This is a genomic window from Photobacterium sp. GSS17 (assembly GCF_028621875.1).
GTDB lineage: Bacteria > Pseudomonadota > Gammaproteobacteria > Enterobacterales > Vibrionaceae > Photobacterium > Photobacterium ganghwense.
This window is the reverse complement of sequence record NZ_CP117518.1, coordinates 1,145,387-1,161,012: the sequence shown is the minus strand read 5'-3', so window position 1 is coordinate 1,161,012 and position 15,626 is coordinate 1,145,387. Positions and strand designations below refer to the sequence as shown.

Sequence of the window (15,626 nt, the reverse complement as noted above, 5' to 3'; positions counted from 1 at the left end):
AAAGCACGAGTCTTGCTCGCCCTTTCTATACTCAAAGCTGTGAGCCTCATTATTCTGAGTCACTCCAGGACAAGTCACGGCCGACGAAGGCACTTAACTATAGCGGTAAATGATAATTATCTGCTTTACCCTTCCTTTTTGGTGGTTTTTATATATAGGAATACGGTTTTAGGTTGTGCTTTTACCGTATCCTCATTACCATCTGGCACAAAATTCTTTCCTGGGTGAATTTAATGGAAGTACTTGCTGAAGTGCTGGGCTGGACCAGTGTTGCCTTCTATATCTCATTGACTATTTTCAACAGCATGAAAGCCACGCGGTTTGCCGCGTTTGCTTCAGCAGCGAATGACATCATCTGGTCGGTTCTGATGGGCTGGCATGCCAAGGTGATCCTGAATTTGTCTGTCGCCAGTATTAATGCCTACCGTTACGCCAAAGACTTTATGAATGTGCCAAAGTCTTGGTTGGCTGCATTGGGAGCCGCCATGGCTGCCGGCATTGGTTATATCTTGTACTTTGCGGTCACGGCGTTCATCGCGGAGCCTTCGTTGGCGGTTGCCTTCCAGTTCGCAGATCTGGCGGTCATTCTGGCTGCGATTTACATGACGACCCTGCGTAAGTACCGGGTGCTGATGTTGATTTCCGGGTTTGTCGGTATGGTGGGATATTACGGTAATCCGCAAATGATGATCATCAAAGCGATGGTGATTGGCATCATGTCATACAAGTTGATCAAAAATCCTGAAGAATCGCAGTCTGCGCCTGCTGAGGCGACTCAAGCGTAATTGACGGTTTTTCTTACTATGACGCCCCGGTTTCCCCGGGGCGTTTTTGTTTGTGCTGACAATCCGTTGAATTGACAGGCCGAACATGGAGTAAGCGATGTTTATTGGGCGATATGTTTGAGTTTTTAACGGGTTAGGTGGATTTTATCCGGCTTCAACGCTACCTTCTGCTCATCACAATAGGATGATGCAAGGATAGGGATAGATGAAAGTTGCAGTGCTTGATGATTACCAGAATGCAGTAAAAGGATTGTCCTGTTTTGCGATGCTTGAAGGACATCAGGTGAAAGTGCTTAACAGTACTATTGCTGATCCTGCGTCACTGGCTCCGTTACTGGTTGATGTTGATGCTCTGGTGTTAATCAGAGAACGTACCCTAATCAATGAGGCTTTGTTGTCACGCTTGCCAAACCTGAAATTGATCAGCCAGACGGGCAAGATCAGTCATCATCTTGATCTGGAAGCTTGTACCCGTCACGGTGTGGCAGTAGCAGAAGGGATTGGATCGCCGGTGGCTCCTGCGGAATTATGTTGGGGACTGATGATGGCTGCGTCGCGCTATATTCCGCAATACAGTGCCAACCAGCAGCTTGGGCAATGGCAGCAATCTGGCACGCTAGGATTAGGTCGCACCCTCCATGGCCAAGTGATGGGGATTTGGGGGTATGGAAAGATTGGCCAGCGTATTGCTCGTTATGCACAGGTATTCGGGATGGATGTGCAGATATGGGGCAGTGAGTCATCGCGTATCCGAGCGATACAGGACGGTTTTAAAGCGGCAGACTCGAAAAAGGTGTTCTTTGCTTCCTCTGATATTGTGTCATTGCACTTACGACTCAATGCGGCAACGTGTGGGATTGTTACAGAGGAGGATTTGTTGGTCATGAAACCGGACTCGTTACTGGTGAACACATCTCGGGCCGAACTGATTCAGCCCGGAGCCTTGCATAACGTGCTGTCTGCCCATCCTTCACGTCGTGCCGCGGTTGATGTTTTTGAGCAGGAACCGGCCCTGCCTTCGAATGAACCACTGCTGGCGTTGCCAAATGTGTTGTGTACACCTCATTTGGGATACGTTGAACAAAATAGCTACGAGCTGTATTTCCGTAAGGCGTTTGAGAATGTCATTGCCTTTGCGAATAGGCACCCTGAAAATATTGCTAATTCCGAAGTGCTTGTCTGAAATCAGGCGCTAAAGTCAATTTGAGCGAATGAATAGCCAGCGAGCCAACTCGCATGACTGATTCTAGGTGCTAGGTGCTAGGTGCTAGGTGCTAGGTGTCGGCTGTTAACCATCGACTGTTAACCATCAGCTATTTGACGTTAGCTGTCAGACGCCTTCCCGCTGGCCAGAGATGGCATGGGAAAGCGTCTGAGCGTAGAGGGGGCGGACAGAAAAGAAAGGGTGATTAATCTGGCCTTTTAAAAATCCGCTTCTACCTGAAATCGCATACGATCGTGGGTGATTGGGTGATCCAGTTCAAGCGTTTCCGCATGCAGGTGTAAGCGGTTTGCTTTCACGCCATACAGATCATCGCCGATAATCGGCATATTCAAGCCCAGGTTATGGGCACAATGTACTCGTAACTGGTGAGTACGGCCGGTTTTTGGATAAAGATGAACTTTAGTATGGCGGTCAGTACGAGCAATAACTTCCCATTTTGTTTCAGCCGGTTTTCCGTGTTCGAAGCAGACCAGTTGGCGCGGGCGATCGTGCAAATCACCTCGCATTGGCAGGTTGATCATACCTTCGTCGGCGGTCAGTACCCCATCAATCAACGCGGTGTAGCGCTTTTGAACGGTACGCTGAATGAATTGTTTCTGTAGGCTCTTGTTAGCACGCTTGGTCAGCGCAATCACCATCAGCCCTGAGGTCGACATATCCAGCCGATGCACGATAAGCGGACCGGTTGCGTGTGGAAAGGCCAGCTGCATTCTGGTGAAGACCGAGTCATCAATGGTTTTCCCCGGTACCGACAGAAATTCGGCAGGCTTATTTATCACCGCCATATGCTCGTCCTGATAGATAATGTCTATGGATTTACCTTCTGCCGGATTGTTTAGCAGGGGATTGTCATCCACCTCCATGCCGTCAAGCATGTGAGCCAGAATCGGCTGGCATTTACCCTGGCACGCCGGGTAGTAATGCTGGTGGCGGCGAATTTCGGATTTAGGTGACTGTCCCCACCAGAACTCTGCCAGTGCCAGCGGTTTCATCCTGTTCATAAACGCATATTGCAGCAGTTTTGGTGCTGCGCATTCACCGGCACCCGCAGGCGGTATGCCCTGCGTCGTGGGTGCAAATAGAGTGCCCAGCCCTTTGCTTTCACCTTTAATGTTGGAAAAGCGGTATTGCTCGAACAGCTGCTGCTGTAAGGCTGAAGACATCGCCTTGCGTTTCTCTTTCAGAGGGGAAATGACAGCAAGATGTGCATCCAATGCAGCCTGAAGCTCAGCCAGTCGCGATTCCCAGTACAGTTTGAGATCCCGCAGTTGCAGTTTTTCTATCACACTTTCCTGGCTCAACTGTTTTTTCAGTGCATTGCGTTCGTCAGGTGTCATTTCCGCCGAGGCGGCGCGTTTGGCTTTACGGACTTTTCTGCCTTCTACCATGTTGCTGCGATGTGCCTGCAAAGCTTGCTCCGCAGCTTGCGTTTCCGAAGTAAGTAGAGCCTTGCATTCCGCTAACGCCGGGTCTGCTTCCAGCGCTTTTATTTCCGTCGTCAGTTGGTTGATTTCCTTCTGACCCGTCAGGAAAAAACTGTCTTCGGCCAGCATGTCGAACACCGGCGGGACAAAACCCGGCAGCAGATTCTGATCTGCCATTTTCCCGGAAAACGCGGATAGATAGCCGATTTCTCCGTCCTGATTTTCAACCAGCAGTACCCCCAACATTTTGCCGATGGCTGTGTCGGTATCGCCCGTCAGCCCAAAGTTATGCTGCCAGTCTGTCTGGTTGGCCAGATGTGCCTGAAGTTCTTCCGCAGCCAGCACACATAGAGGGTGAGGCTGATAATAAAACGGAAAGGTAAAACGTTCAGGCAGGGGGTAATCTGCAATGGAAGTTTTAAATCGGGTAAACAGTTTTTCCGGAGAATGCATAGGATTTCTGAATTCTGAGACGTAAAGCCGCGAGTGAGGCACTAAAAGGTGCACATTCTACCGCTTAGATGAGAAATTGGCACCAAATGACCAAAAGATTTTTAATGTCTCAGAGGACAATACAGGTGTCTCATTTGTGAGACGTTAGCGAAACACTCTGCTTTTTTATTGATAAATAGATAAAATAATGGAAAATCCTGCTTCTATTCAGTGGGAATGTTGGCCTTGGCACAAAAAATTGTGACCTGTCCTATACTGTTGATGAGTGAGACTTCCTATGTGTGGTGTAGCGTTTATGGTTAGATTAACTATGTTCATGGAATGAATGTTTAGTGAATAACATACTAAGAGCCGGTCAGGAACTGGACCCCTATATCCGGCGCTCCGAAGACGGTGCTTTTTTCGCCACTTACAAGGATTTTGTGTTAAAAAGTGCGTTTCAGCCAATCGTAACGCCTGATGGTGAAATTTTTGCCTTCGAAGCACTGTTGCGCGTTGAGCATGCTTCTGGTTTTTGTCTGGATACCGGCAGCGTGATTGAAAGCTATCTGGAGCACACCGTTGATCTCATTAACGTTGACCGTCTGTCACGGAATGTGCATCTCCGAAACTTTGCCCGCCTTGGCCTGCCAACCAATTTGTTCATTAATGTCACGCCTATCGCGCTGCTCGACAGTGCAGCCAGGCAGGATACTGAATCCCTTCTTCTGACAACATTGTCTGCGATGAATCTTAGCCCGTCGTGTATTTACCTTGAGGTTCTGGAACATCCGTGTGATGACGAACACTGCCTTACTCGCATATTGCATTCACTGCGCCGTCATGGTGTGAAAGTCGCGGTGGATGATTATGGAATGGGCGCTTCCTCAATGTCACGAACCACAGCGATGCGTCCGGATGTGCTGAAAATCAGTAAGCCTTTGCTTGATAGCTACGTGGCAGGAGACACGCAACCGATGATCGAAGCCCTGAGTGTGGCGGCTGCGATATCGGCTCAAGTACTGATTGAAGGGATTGAAGACCAACCGTCGTGTGAGTTAGCGAAAGCATTGGGAGCCGATTTATTACAAGGATATTTTACCGGCCGTCCGTGCTCGATACCGGCGTATCGTCCGCAAACTGACTGCAAACTTTTGCCGTCGGGAGCAGTTTCAGAAGGGGCTGTTACGGGATCGGTTTCATCGTTAACAGTACCAAATTCTCCGTTCTATCCTTGCTGACAGATGCTTTTATGGGTTCCTGTCACCCAGGCAGCCCGAGTACCCGGATAACCGCGTTGTGTTGAGGATCGCCGCGCTGTTTGGTACATATGGTGACGAGCAGGTGCTAATAGAAGCAGACAATAGACCTATGAGACAGGCAGCTTACGCGCTGCCTGTTAATGAAGTTACTTGATGGTGTTGATGTTAATACTGTCACCGAAGCCACTGAAACTGACGACATGCCGAGGTTTCTTTACGGTGTCAAATTGGCAGCTGTATGGCTAATGCTTACCGTCTTTCACCCCGCCTTGCGTCAGTAATGTTGGATTCAGCCACTGCTCAAGTTCTTCCCGTGAATACTCGGTCTCTTCAACCGCCACATCCAGAATATCCCGTTGTTCCTTGTAGGCTTTTTTTGCAATCTCCGCCGCTTTCAGGTAGCCGATTAACGGATTCAGGGCCGTCACCAGAATCGGATTTTTCGCCAGGGCACGTTGCAGGTTATCGTCCCGAACCCGAAAGCTGGCAATGGCTTTGTCTGCCAGCAAATGCAGTGCGCTGGTCAGTAACTCAATGCTTTGCAGCAGGTTCATTGCAATAACCGGCAGCATCACGTTCAGCTGAAAGTTACCGGACTGGCCAGCAATGGTGATCGTCATGTCGTTACCAATCACTTGTGCTGCAACCATGGCCGATGCTTCGGGAACAACGGGGTTGACCTTACCCGGCATAATGGATGAACCAGGCTGTAACGATTCCAGTTCAATTTCTCCTAATCCGGCCAGAGGGCCAGAATTCATCCAGCGTAAGTCATTGGAAATTTTCATTAAAGCTGTAGCCGTTGTTTTCAGCTGGCCAGAAAGACTGACGATGGCATCCTGGCTGCTCAGGTTATAAAAGAAGTTGTCACTGACCGTGAAATCAACTTCCGTTGAGACTGAAATATTGTTGGCAAAAACCGCGGCAAATTCCGGGGTGGTATTGATTCCTGTACCCACTGCTGTGCCTCCCTGAGCAAGAGCCTTTACCGATTCCAATGATTGGCAAATGCCGTATTGCGCTTTTTCCAGCTGCGTTTTCCAGCCTTCCAGTTCTTGCCCCAGCGTTACCGGCATAGCATCCATTAAATGGGTTCGCCCGGTTTTGACCACATGGCCCACGTCCGAGATTTTTTTATCCAGTGTCGCAATGATGTGTTCAAAAGCCGGGAACAGGTGGTGGTGGCAAGCCAGTGCCGCACTGACTTGAATGGCCGTAGGAATCACATCATTACTGCTTTGTCCCATGTTGACATCGTCATTGGCGCTAACCGGCGCGTTGAGTTTTTCAGCGGCCAGAGTGGCGACGACTTCATTCATGTTCATGTTGGAGCTGGTTCCCGAGCCGGTTTGGAAGACATCGATAGGGAACTGATCTGCGTATTGTCCGTCAATGATTTCCTGACAACTGTCAATGATGGCGTGCGCGGTGTCGTGGGGTAACAGGGCCAACTCCAGGTTACTGCGCGCGGCTGCCTGCTTGATAAAAGCCAATGCCTGAATAAAACGGGCGGGCATGGGAATGCCGCTGATAGGGAAGTTATTGATGGCACGCTGAGTTTGCGCTTTATACAAGGCATTTTCCGGAACCTGAACATCACCCATGCTGTCAGTTTCTGTACGAAAGCCGGATGTCATGTTGCCTCCCCGCCAAAGTGAACGCTTTGGCAATGTTGTGGTGGTTGTCATGAGCTTAGTGGAAATCGCCCTGAATAGAGAAGCTTGTCTTAGTAATTGGCTTTATTGACAGCGATTTTAGTGAGTTCATGTTTATTTATGCATGTTCTAAGAAATAAATCACTGGTCGTTACCAATGCGAGCCATGCTATTACTGTCTGCTTTGTATCAATATACCTCTGCAGCAGGGAGCTGCTGAAGAAAAGGTGAGGGGGGAATGAAAGGGATAAAGGGTCAAGGATTAACCTTTTAGTGGACATGGATGTGATACGAATCAAAGAAAGTGCGTGCTTAGCAACATTTGGCTTTCATTTTGATATGATGAAGCGACATGAAGTACGGATGCAGGTGGAACATGACTATGAAGAACGTTGTAATGCCCGTCCTGATTTCTGCATGCATAGTAGCGGTACCGGCCATGGCGGATCCGATTGAGCCTTCAGTCGCACCAGAGCTGACGGTACCCAAAGCGATGAGACTGCTACAAAATCAGGGATACCATGATTTTCGCTCGATCAAAATCGAGCGGGATGACCATGAAATTGAGGTCGAAGCACGAAACCCTGAGGGAAAACGTGTCGAAATAGAGATGGATTTATTTAGCGGAAAAATTCTGGCTGTAGAAAGCGACTAGCCTGCAACGATGATGACGTTGTGCTGGGCGTATTCCGGTATTCCTATTCACGGCTTTGGCTTTGGTATAAGTCTGTGATCGTTGAGTCTTTTGAAAAGCTGCGCTTTGGCGCAGCTTTTTTTCGCCTTTAGCTTTTATGTTGGCCCGCCGGTTTTGTGGTCGCAGGCGCTCCGCATTCAGTGCTGAAGATAGCGTTTCACTGCTTTTTCATCAGCATCGTACAGCTTCCACCGGGAAGCAGTAAAACGTTTTTACTATCAGTTGATTGTAGAAACCTTTCAGTTTTTATGGGTAAATTATCTTCTTTGGTCAGTTGTGCTTGTCGATCCTGCGATGTTGTCATTTCGACTCCGGGCAATGAGAGGCAATCCAGATAGTTGCCTTCCGGTAACTCAACGCAAACGGGTTGTTGTCCTCGGTTTATGGCGACGATGCCTTCGTTTCCCCTGGAGAAAACCAAGTGATCATCTCCGGCTTCCAGGATTTGCATAGGTAGGCTGTGCATCTGGTGATGGAAAGCAATCATGCGGCTTAGTATCGGATCATGCCAGCAATCCAGCCAGCGTGGTTGTCCCGACTCATCAGTTATGCCACTGGTGTTCAGATCGCTGTATATCAACGGTACACCACCGTCTCTCCCTAGTAGGTAACAGTAGGCCAGCCGCTCGCTGACAGGGGACATGACCTGATCCAGGAAGACATCGTTATTGGGAATATCATGGGTAATGGCAAAAGTGATTGCCCGATCATATGCCAGTGCCTGCCCCACTGAATAGGGGTTGATTAATTCTGTCATTGGACGGTTTTTCTCCAGCACATTGAAGACTGAATGGAACAGTGGGAAGTCATATGCCCCGAGCGAAGTGCTTTTCAGATACGGCTCCAGAAATAATTCATACTCGTCACGGCTGGCTCCGCCATCGGTGATGATTTCACCAAAAATATGCATGCCTTTACTGACGTCTTCGTCCCACACTCGCTGAATATGTTCTAAAGTTAAATGCTTAGCAGCATCAATTCTGAACCCTTTTATGCCTAATTGTTTTAGCACGCGCAGGTATTTCTGTTGTTGCTTTACTACATTTTCTGCGCATTTTAGCGTTGGAAGACCGGGATCATTGCTACCACCACTGATTCTTCCGTGCTGAACTTCCCAGGGATTGTGCCAATCCTTAATTGGGAAGGCGTTAACGAAGTCTTGTTCGGTAAATAAGGCTTTTGATAAATCACCAAATAAACGGATTTTTTCGAAATACTCTTCTTCATCCTTATATTGATTAAGGATTTTTTCTGAAGGGTAGTTCAGGTCTGTCCGATGGTCTGACTCGTTAGCCATATGATTAAAGACCACATCGACATAAATGTGCAGATCATGCTTTTTTAATGCCTCTGTCATTAGGATGAAATCATGGGTGTTGCCTAATTGATTGTCTATCACCCGGTAATCCTGAGGCTGGTATCTCTGCCACCAGGGAGACCCGTTCTGGTGGTGGAGGGATTTCATCGGTGGGGAGACAAGAACGCTTTTAAATCCGGCATTTGCAATAGCTTCGGCATAGTGTGCAATCCGGGCGTATGGCCAGTCAAATGCGTGCAGGATGACATTACTGGCGCAGGTATTGTCCATATGTGAAACAGGGTTGCTCATTCTGTATGTCCTTCTGATGAACTGAGCGCAGTCTACCCACTCAGTTTGCGAAAGTATTCAGCTTTTGCAATGGTTCAAGGGGGAGGAGGCTGGGGGAGTAGGGATTGCAAGCAAGAAAATACGTGGCAAACAGACGAAAGTGACAAAATTATAAAATTTTGTATCGGTTATTTTTTGTACTTGCTCGCAGTTTTATGTTTCGAATGATGCGCGTGTTCAAAAAGTCTGACGAAAAAAGATGTAACCCACATCGCTGGGTTTGAAAGAAAACAATATTTTTGAAAATACCTATCAATTTATACTGCATAGCCATTCTCCTCAGGTATGGCCGTGTGTTATATATGGCACAAGTTGCTTACTCACAAGGAGGTACACCATGGCAGGTGTCTTAGGAATGATTTTGGCTGGTGGTGAAGGTTCTCGTCTCAGGCCACTCACGGATTCACGCAGCAAACCGGCAGTGCCTTTTGGTGGCAGTTACCGTTTGATCGACTTTGCACTGAATAACTTTCTGAATGCCGATTTGATGCGGATTTTCGTGTTGACTCAGTTTAAGTCTCAGTCGCTGTATGTGCACATGAAAAAAGGGTGGAATGTTTCTGGGATCACAGGGCGTTTTATTGATCCTATCCCAGCGCAAATGCGGATGGGTAAGCGTTGGTATGACGGGACAGCTGACGCCATCTACCAGAATATTCGCTTTATTGAGCTGGAATCACCAGATCAGGTGTGTATCTTCGGCAGTGACCACATCTACAAAATGGATGTGAAGCAGATGCTGGATTTCCACCATGCTCACGAAGCGGATTTAACGGTATCAGCACTGCGTATGCCGATCAGCGAAGCGTCTGCCTTTGGCGTGATCGAAGTGGATCAGAACGGGCGGATGATAGGTTTTGAAGAGAAACCGGCAAATCCAAAGGCGATCCCCGGGGATCCTGAGCATGCTCTGGTGTCGATGGGTAACTACATCTTCGAAACCGGTGTGCTGTGTAAAGAACTGGAAGAAGATGCGATGAATGAATCGTCCAGCCATGATTTCGGTAAGGACATCATTCCAAAATTGTTCCCGCAAGGGAAAGTGTACGTTTACGATTTTACAACGAATATCATCCCGGGTGAGAAAACAGCAGGTTACTGGCGTGATGTCGGTACGATTGAATCTTACTGGCAGGCGCACATGGATTTATTGTCTGAAGATGCGCCGTTCTCACTGTATAACCGCCAGTGGCAATTGCATACCTATTACCCTCCATTGCCTCCGGCCACCGTTCTGGACGGTGACAACTGCAAGGTTGATATCAATAACTGCATGATTTCGGCTGGTAGTTACATTCGCGGTGCGCGGGTTTACAAGTCAGTGCTGGGGTTCCGTACTAATGTGGATCATTGTACGACAATCAGCGAATCAATCATCCTGGGGGATGTGAAAATCGGCGCTAACTGCTCCATTCGCCGTGCTATTATCGATAAAAACGTGCAAATCGCACCGGGAACTGTCATTGGTGAGAATCCTGAAGAGGATCGTAAAAAGTACCATGTATCAGACGAAGGAATTGTCGTGATACCGAAAGGAGCGAAAATTGGCTATTAAGACTACACCTTCTTCTCAGCCTCTGAAAATTCTGTTTGTGGCTTCTGAGGTTGAGGGACTTGTTAAAACCGGTGGCCTGGCGGATGTGGCCAAGTCGCTGCCGGCTTCACTGAAAGCGATGGGGCATGATGTGCGTATTGCCATGCCGTACTATCGCAAAGTGGCAGAACGTGAGCAGGGTGACACCCTGCTGGAAACGGTACTGTATGTACCAACACAGCCTGAACCGGTGGGGTATGCGGTGAAGCGGCTGTACAGCGGTGAAGTTCCTGTGTACGCATTAGACGCGCCACAGTATTTTGACCGTGCTGAACTCTATGCGGAAAATAACGAAGGCTATGCCGATAACGGCGAGCGCTTTGCTTTTTTCAGTGCAGCTACGCTGGATATATGCGAAAAGCTCGGCTTTCAGCCGGATATTGTGCACTGTAATGACTGGCATACCGGTCTGGTTCCGTTTTTGCTGCGTACCCGTTATGCAGATGACGCTTTTTTTGCCAACACGAAAAGTGTTATCACGATTCATAACGCCGTCTTCAAAGGCAATTTCGATTATGAGCAGTTCCGTTTAATTCCTGAACTGATCCAAAAGCGCTACGTTCAGGCTGAAATGGACAGTGCCCATATCAGTATGCTGAAAGCAGGCGTGGCTTTTGCCGATAAAATCAATGCAGTTAGTCCTAACTACGCGGCTGAGTTACTGACTGAGCTGGGTTCACATGGTATGGCAGCTGATTTTCGCAACCGGTCAGATGATCTCTACGGTATCGTTAACGGGTGTGATTACGGCGACTGGAACCCGGAAACTGATCCGTACATCGCCCAGAATTACAAAGCCAATAAAGTCAGTGTCACCCGTGGCAAGAAGGCCTGTAAGCGGGATCTGCAACAGCAGGTGAATCTGCCGGTTAAAGATGTGCCGGTCTATGGCATGGTTTGTCGTCTGACAGAGCAGAAAGGCATCCATTATCTGCTGCCGATTCTGGCTGATTTTCTGGTTCATGATGTACAGGTGGTGATTGTCGGGAGCGGTGATCCGGTTCTGGCGGCAAAACTGCGATCAATCAGTGACGCACATCCTGAAAAATTGGCGTTCGTGGAAGCTTACAATAATCCGCTGGCACATTGTGTCGAAGCGGGGGCCGATTTCTTCATGATGCCGTCCGAGTTTGAGCCATGTGGCTTGAACCAGCTTTACAGCCTGGTTTATGGGACATTACCGATTGTTAGGGCAGTGGGTGGGCTGATTGATACTGTGATTGACTATGATCAGACACCGCAGGTGGCAACAGGCTTTATTTTTAAAGCTCCGACACCGGAAGCTTTGCTGATCAAGCTGCAGCGAAGCTTACTGCTGTACTGCCAGCGCCCGCAGGAGTTTAAACGTCTGCAGCAAAATGCGATGGCTTGTCGGTTTGAATGGGATGAAGCGGCTGAACTCTACGTTCAGATGTATAACGGTCAGGAGCATATCACTGCCGTAAAAAAGCACCATCCTGAAACGGTCTGACTGGCCAGCCAGCATGCCAGCTTGAACTGAAATGAGTTGAAAACAAAAAGCCCTCATGATGAGGGCTTTTTCTATGGGTACGTGAAGAACGGAAGAAAGTGCTGATAACCGGTGGTATTGGGCAACCCACGTTCTCAGCGAAAAACGGGCTCTGTTCGACAAGCTCGATTCAGCAAGGGGGATTTAATCAGCACTTGTTACCGGATTTTGTTATCGCTTTTTTGCTGTCGTTCGATGCCAATTTGTCATTGTTGGCTGTCATTGTCTGTCGTTGCGCTTAAAGCACGATAACATCATTCGCGAATTCGTCATCACCGTCATTCAGAAACAGATCATCCGGGCAGCTGGCCAACAAATCTTCTTCTGTCGGGACAACAAAGGTTGTGAGGTGTAATGTATCCATACTGTCGTCTCAATGCTTTTCTTGTTGCTCCGAGTGCCAGAGCAAACTCATCGGTGTTTAAGTTGTAGTAGCAACACTAGCCTTGATAAATGACATTATGATGAAAGCGGGATCACGATCTCAGCCCTGCAAGATTTTGCGTATTAATCGCTGAATTATTCAACGATACACATCAGCAGGCTTATCGACTGAGTTTGTAATGAAGGCGGTGAACGCGCGCCGTTTCGCTTTGTGCGGCAGTTTGCATCGACATCAGTTGTTTGTAGATGGTGAAGTAACGGTTGATATTACCCACATAAGTGACAGGCTCCATACCGACCTCTTCTTTTACCACTTTCTCGACATTGTTAAACCATTTGGTCGGATCATAGCCTTGTTCCTTTGCGACTCCCCGTAGGCGGTTAATCCGGTTGGGACCGGCATTGTAGCTGGCGAGGGTAAAATACAGCTGGTTCAGCTCATCCGTTTCCTCATCCTGGAAATAATTATTACGAATGTAGTCCATGTATTTCACCCCCGCGTGGATGTTGTTTTCAATATTCTGAATATGGCGGATGTTGATATATGGCTCATTGGCGGTCTGGGGAAGAACCTGCATGATGCCGATTGCACCGGCATGTGAACGTTTCGACTGATCAAACTGCGATTCCTGGTATGCCTGCGCTGCAATGATCAGCCAGTTAATGTCATACATGTTGCCGTAGCGAATGAATTTGTCCTGTAAATTCTTAAATTGCTTGATGCTGCTTGGGCTGATCACCTGTTTGAACCATTCTTTGCTGTTAAGGTAGCGGTTGAAGATCACGTTGCCGTTCAGGGTGCCGCGTCGGTTCTTTTCAATAAAGCTGTTGATGAGTTTGCTCAGTTTCGGACTGTTTTTGCGAAAAGCCCAACCAATCGAACCATGTTCGCGGATCGGATAACGGGTATGCAGCCGGAGATTACCAGTAACCAATGACCAGAACTCAGCTTTGTGAGAATCCAGTACGGTCATTTGGATCAACCCTTCCTGAATCATCTGTACCAACTCATAGTCTTCCAGTGTTTCTTCCAGAAAATGCACGTACATGGGCTCAAGATGCTTTTTGGCCAATTGTTCATTGATTTTTCGGATGCTCTGGTAATAACTGGAACTGGCCCGAACCCAGACACTCTTTTCAGATAGCTGCCGAAGCCGGGTAATCCGGCGGCGCTTTTTCTCGGTCACAAACAGTTCGCTGACCTCAGTCAGGAAGGGGTCACTGAAATCCACTTTTTGCAATCGCTGTGGAGTAATGGTCAGATTTGCGGCAGCGATGTCGCCAACTCCGGCAATCAGAGACGGAAAGAGCTGATCCCGATCGATCGGAATGATCTGGAGGCGGTATTTCTGGCCGGTGGCTTCTGCAATGTAAGCTTCAAACAGTTCCAAGAGTTCAGAAGTTAAACCGCGAGGCTTACCCTGATCCAGGTAATAGAAGCCAAGATCCGCTGAAACCAGAACGCGAATGACGCCTTTTTCGAGTAAAACAGGTAAATCGCCGGTGTATTTGGTGCTGGGAATCGGGGTGATTTCAAACGTAAAACCGAATGAAGACAGGACGATGCTCAGACAGCAGCACAACCGCAGTACTGTTTTCATGGCCCATACTCAACAGCGTATTGCATTGAGTATAGGCTTTTCCCGGTCTGAACGGCCGGGAAAAGGGCGGGTGACGGGGGGATGATAAGGAAAGGGGATAAACAGAAATGGCTACGCTGCATTACTACGAGCAGGCCTGGTTTCTCCCTCGGGCTTTGGCTTGATACAGATTACTGTCGGCTCGTTGTAGTAGTTGGTGGGTAATTTGTTCCTTCCCCACAGTGGCAATACCCTGGCTGACAGTGACATACGGGCTGACATCTGAAGCGGGATGAAGAATTTTTGCATCCGCCAGGCTTTTGCATATTCTGGCGGAGACAACCTTGGCGCCGTCTGCCGATGTCGCAGGTAATATTGCGATGAACTCCTCGCCGCCGAATCGCGACACACTGTCAGTTGGTCTCTTCAGGCTGGTTTTCAGTACTTGGGCTACCCGTTTCAGGCATTCATCGCCCGCCGGATGGCCAAGGGCATCATTCAGGTGCTTGAAATAATCAATGTCAATCATAATCAGTGACAAGGGCTGCTGTTCCCGTCGACACTGGTGAAACTGTTTTTCCAACTCATATTCGAAGAACCGGCGGTTGTTGAGACCGGTTAGTTGGTCTTGCGACACCATCTGGTTGAGTTGCTTGACCAGTTGTTCTTTGTCGTACTCCTTGCTCACACTGCTGTTGAACCAATGCATCAGGGTTTGTCGCCCTGTATAAATAATAAGTAGCATGGCCAGCAGCTTGAGGAGGGGAATTTGTAAGCTCTCATGAACACTAAGATAGTTGATGTAAGTGCTCAAAAGGAGCATAGGCACAATGGCAAACGACGTGGCCTTTACCGAGGCGAAAAATCCAAGCAGACACAACATGATGACCAACTCAGACAGCACTTCCGCGCTGGTATAGAGCCGGGCATAGTGGATCAGGTGAAACACCGACATCATCCAGCTCATGCTAAACAGCAGCGAAAGTACGCAAAAGAGCAGATGCCAGTAGGGAAAAGGGCGACTACCGGGACGAAAAATGATCAGTCCCGTCATGTAACAAAGTGATTGTATACCGTAGAGACTGAGTGCAGGGTGCAGCAGCACGGTAGGATCTCGTAGTGCATTGCCTAAAAATGTCGCGACAATAATGAACAACAAGATAAGTGACAAGGTGCATACCCAGCGCCAGCCACGGGTCAGTAGTTGATATAAAGCCTCTTCCTGAAAGGCTTCTCGAGAGAGCGTAGACATAAAAATACCGTTTTTTATCCGGTTAATAAGTCTACCTGATTGCGCAAGAATTCCCGCCGAATTTTTGTAAATATTCAGATTCGATGAATGTTTAATGTTGACTTTGTGAGCCAGGTAGGAATCAAAAGCAGAATTTTGAGAGCCCGTAGGAAACATCGGTTGCAACCTGTACGGTCATGGT

Annotated in this window: 12 protein-coding genes; 6 read left to right on the top strand and 6 right to left on the bottom strand. The window is 48.3% G+C overall.

Features of this window, described 5'->3' with window-relative positions; genetic code table 11:
- Nucleotides 1-233 precede the first annotated feature (233 nt).
- A complete protein-coding gene (locus tag PGW97_RS21715) occupies nucleotides 234-785 on the top strand; it encodes a hypothetical protein (protein WP_217391668.1) in 552 nt (183 codons plus the stop codon).
- A 205-nt stretch (nucleotides 786-990) separates the two neighbouring features.
- A complete protein-coding gene (locus PGW97_RS21710; RefSeq protein ID WP_273859799.1) occupies nucleotides 991-1,968 on the top strand; it encodes a D-2-hydroxyacid dehydrogenase family protein in 978 nt (325 codons plus the stop codon).
- Between the two features lie 239 nt (nucleotides 1,969-2,207).
- Here the strand turns inward: PGW97_RS21710 and PGW97_RS21705 are convergent, their stop codons facing one another.
- Nucleotides 2,208-3,887, bottom strand: a complete 1,680-nt coding sequence (locus tag PGW97_RS21705; RefSeq protein ID WP_273859798.1) for an RluA family pseudouridine synthase — start codon at nucleotides 3,885-3,887, stop codon at nucleotides 2,208-2,210.
- A gap of 332 nt (nucleotides 3,888-4,219) precedes the next feature.
- On the opposite strand from PGW97_RS21705, the gene PGW97_RS21700 reads away from it, so the two are divergent.
- Nucleotides 4,220-5,107 (top strand): EAL domain-containing protein, encoded by an 888-nt coding sequence (locus PGW97_RS21700; RefSeq protein WP_273859797.1) that lies wholly within the window; start codon nucleotides 4,220-4,222, stop codon nucleotides 5,105-5,107.
- Between the two features lie 263 nt (nucleotides 5,108-5,370).
- Here the strand turns inward: PGW97_RS21700 and PGW97_RS21695 are convergent, their stop codons facing one another.
- Nucleotides 5,371-6,765: a class II fumarate hydratase gene (locus PGW97_RS21695; RefSeq protein WP_273859796.1), complete on the bottom strand. Its 1,395-nt coding sequence runs from the start codon at nucleotides 6,763-6,765 to the stop codon at nucleotides 5,371-5,373.
- A gap of 400 nt (nucleotides 6,766-7,165) precedes the next feature.
- Between PGW97_RS21695 and PGW97_RS21690 the strand changes: the two genes are divergently transcribed.
- Nucleotides 7,166-7,438, top strand: a complete 273-nt coding sequence (locus tag PGW97_RS21690) for a PepSY domain-containing protein (protein WP_047886372.1) — start codon at nucleotides 7,166-7,168, stop codon at nucleotides 7,436-7,438.
- A 196-nt stretch (nucleotides 7,439-7,634) separates the two neighbouring features.
- Here the strand turns inward: PGW97_RS21690 and PGW97_RS21685 are convergent, their stop codons facing one another.
- The gene (locus tag PGW97_RS21685) at nucleotides 7,635-9,065 is read right to left on the bottom strand and encodes an alpha-amylase family glycosyl hydrolase (protein ID WP_273860644.1); all 1,431 of its coding nucleotides are present in this window, start codon (nucleotides 9,063-9,065) and stop codon (nucleotides 7,635-7,637) included.
- Between the two features lie 397 nt (nucleotides 9,066-9,462).
- Between PGW97_RS21685 and glgC the strand changes: the two genes are divergently transcribed.
- On the top strand, nucleotides 9,463-10,680 hold the full coding sequence (gene glgC / locus PGW97_RS21680; RefSeq protein WP_047886039.1) for a glucose-1-phosphate adenylyltransferase: 1,218 nt from the start codon (nucleotides 9,463-9,465) through the stop codon (nucleotides 10,678-10,680).
- Entirely contained in the window at nucleotides 10,670-12,190 is a 1,521-nt protein-coding gene (gene glgA / locus PGW97_RS21675; RefSeq protein ID WP_273859795.1) for a glycogen synthase GlgA, read from the top strand. Before glgC ends, glgA begins: the two co-directional genes overlap by 11 nt.
- 277 nt (nucleotides 12,191-12,467) lie before the next feature.
- On the opposite strand, the gene PGW97_RS21670 is transcribed toward glgA, so the two are convergent.
- The 3 genes from PGW97_RS21670 to PGW97_RS21660 form a co-directional block, all read right to left on the bottom strand.
- Complete coding sequence (locus tag PGW97_RS21670) at nucleotides 12,468-12,593, bottom strand: hypothetical protein (RefSeq protein ID WP_273859794.1); 126 nt, start codon at nucleotides 12,591-12,593, stop codon at nucleotides 12,468-12,470.
- A gap of 181 nt (nucleotides 12,594-12,774) precedes the next feature.
- On the bottom strand, nucleotides 12,775-14,214 hold the full coding sequence (locus PGW97_RS21665; protein ID WP_273859793.1) for a lytic transglycosylase F: 1,440 nt from the start codon (nucleotides 14,212-14,214) through the stop codon (nucleotides 12,775-12,777).
- A 124-nt stretch (nucleotides 14,215-14,338) separates the two neighbouring features.
- The gene (locus PGW97_RS21660) at nucleotides 14,339-15,601 is read right to left on the bottom strand and encodes a GGDEF domain-containing protein (RefSeq protein WP_273860643.1); all 1,263 of its coding nucleotides are present in this window, start codon (nucleotides 15,599-15,601) and stop codon (nucleotides 14,339-14,341) included.
- Between the last annotated feature and the right edge of the window lie 25 nt (nucleotides 15,602-15,626).